Here is a 1,849-nt window from a genome sequence, read left to right as displayed (position 1 = left end):
GTGTTATGCAGGCGTTATGCGGGTGTTTTAGTTTGATGTTTGAGCTTCAATAAAACTATCAATGTTATAAAATAATAGGGTTCCAAAGATAGCTATAGTTACAGCGTAACCAATGGAAAGGGCAATTCCATATGATATTGAGTAGTTTTGTTTATTTTGGTTTTCTACGACCTTATCTTCGTCAAACGCTTGCACGAAATTAACGGAAAATTTAGTTGGTAGTGGTTGAATGGACAATTTTCCAATACTTAAAATTGAAATAATTAAGTGTCCAATTTTATATGCAAATGGATTCCCTAAAATGATAATTAAATGAGCAATAGCATCCATTCCGTTCTCTTAGTTTTGTGCAAATTTTAAGTATCGTAACCGTTTTTGGTTAATGTAACTGTGGGTAGTATCTTGGTTCCACACAATTAATTTTATTTGTGCCGCATAACAAAGCAATCAACACGATTTATTACATTCGGCGTTGTAGGTTTGTCTTTGGTTTCAGTGTTTAAGGCGGTAAAATTTAGCTAAGTCGTTGCAGTAATAAACGTGTTATTGCGGCGTTAACTGCTTCTTTGTTACCTGTGCAATATATTGTACATTTCGTTTTTATGAATTATACTTGTTCAACACTAGGTACAACTTAATAAAGAGGTAATTATGCGTATAGTTTCTTTTACTGAAGCCAGAAATGGTCTTAAATCTGTTCTTGATGGCGTGGTTAATGATGCAGACTGCACAGTTATCACTCGTCGAGATTCTGAAGATGCGGTTGTAATGTCTATGGATTATTACAATAGTTTAATGGAAACGATATATTTATCTCGTTCTCCTGCAAATGCTGCTCATTTAAACAAATCAATTGCTCAATACAATGCTGGTCAAACTACGGAAAGAGGCTTGCTTGAATGAGTCGAATGTTAGCTTGGACTGATGAAGCGTGGGATGATTATTTATATTGGCAAGGGCAGGATAAGAAAACCCTAAAACGTATTAATAAGTTAATCACAGATGCAAAGCGTTCACCGTTTGAAGGCATTGGCAAACCTGAGCCATTGAAAGAAAACTTAGCTGGTTTTTGGTCACGCAGGATTGATGATACAAATAGACTGGTTTATGCCGTTAATGATTCACATTTGACGATAATTTCTTGTCGTTATCACTACTAATTGAATCGCAGTTAACAAATGCATCAACACGATTTGCTACATTCGGCATTCTAGGTCTCTTTGGGTTTACCGTGTTTAGTGGTAAATTGGGGCTTAATCTGCATGGTAGCAAACGTGTTATGCAGGCGTTGTGCGTACTGAGTCCGAAATTTTTTGCACGGTTCATCAAAAGGATCGTGGCTTTCGTAGTTTCGGCTTAGTAAGCGTTCCTTTCTTCTTTGTTGCCTTTTGGTTTCCGTATTATCAGGTTCGGCAAATTAGCCCTTATTTCCCTAAGTTCAGGCGTTTCAGAAGCTATTTTACGCTTCAATTGTTCTTTGGTTATGCCTCATTTTAGTTTGCATCAGTGTTTTCTTCTCAGCATTTTCAATCCCAGTTGTGGAAAGGATATTTGGTTTATCAGTTCCAAATCTGTTGAAACCAAGCCGTTCAAATGGCGTAAGAAATGTATCTGTTCTCCATTTACTTTATCTCGCACTTTAAGAACATTTTGTTCGCTTAATTGCCATTGGTAAATTAAAATCAGGACATTAAAAAATCTTGGCAGGGCAGTTCTTTACCAAGCTAGCCAAGCCGAAAGCAAGCACGCACAACAATCGCATCAACACGATTTGCTACATTCGGCATTCTGGGTTTCTTTTGGTTTGCCGTATTAAGTGGTAAATTTAGGCTTAATCTGCATGGTAGCA

At 36.9% G+C, this 1,849-nt stretch carries 3 protein-coding genes; 2 read left to right on the top strand and 1 reads right to left on the bottom strand.

Going from position 1 to position 1,849, the window contains the following annotated elements; all coding sequences use genetic code 11:
- Window positions 1-27: 27 nt before the first annotated feature.
- Complete coding sequence (locus GNP81_RS19140) at window positions 28-330, bottom strand: hypothetical protein (RefSeq protein WP_155658514.1); 303 nt, start codon at window positions 328-330, stop codon at window positions 28-30.
- Between the two features lie 321 nt (window positions 331-651).
- On the opposite strand from GNP81_RS19140, the gene GNP81_RS19135 reads away from it, so the two are divergent.
- On the top strand, window positions 652-903 hold the full coding sequence (locus tag GNP81_RS19135; RefSeq protein WP_012551877.1) for a type II toxin-antitoxin system Phd/YefM family antitoxin: 252 nt from the start codon (window positions 652-654) through the stop codon (window positions 901-903).
- On the top strand, window positions 900-1,160 hold the full coding sequence (locus GNP81_RS19130; RefSeq protein WP_017019086.1) for a Txe/YoeB family addiction module toxin: 261 nt from the start codon (window positions 900-902) through the stop codon (window positions 1,158-1,160). The genes GNP81_RS19135 and GNP81_RS19130 overlap by 4 nt, the downstream gene beginning before the upstream one ends.
- The last annotated feature ends 689 nt before the right edge of the window (window positions 1,161-1,849 follow it).

This window comes from Aliivibrio fischeri (assembly GCF_009727955.1).
GTDB classification, from domain to species: Bacteria; Pseudomonadota; Gammaproteobacteria; order Enterobacterales; family Vibrionaceae; genus Aliivibrio; species Aliivibrio fischeri_A.
The sequence above is the reverse complement of the archived record's forward strand: the minus strand, read 5'-3'. Positions and strand labels throughout refer to the sequence as shown.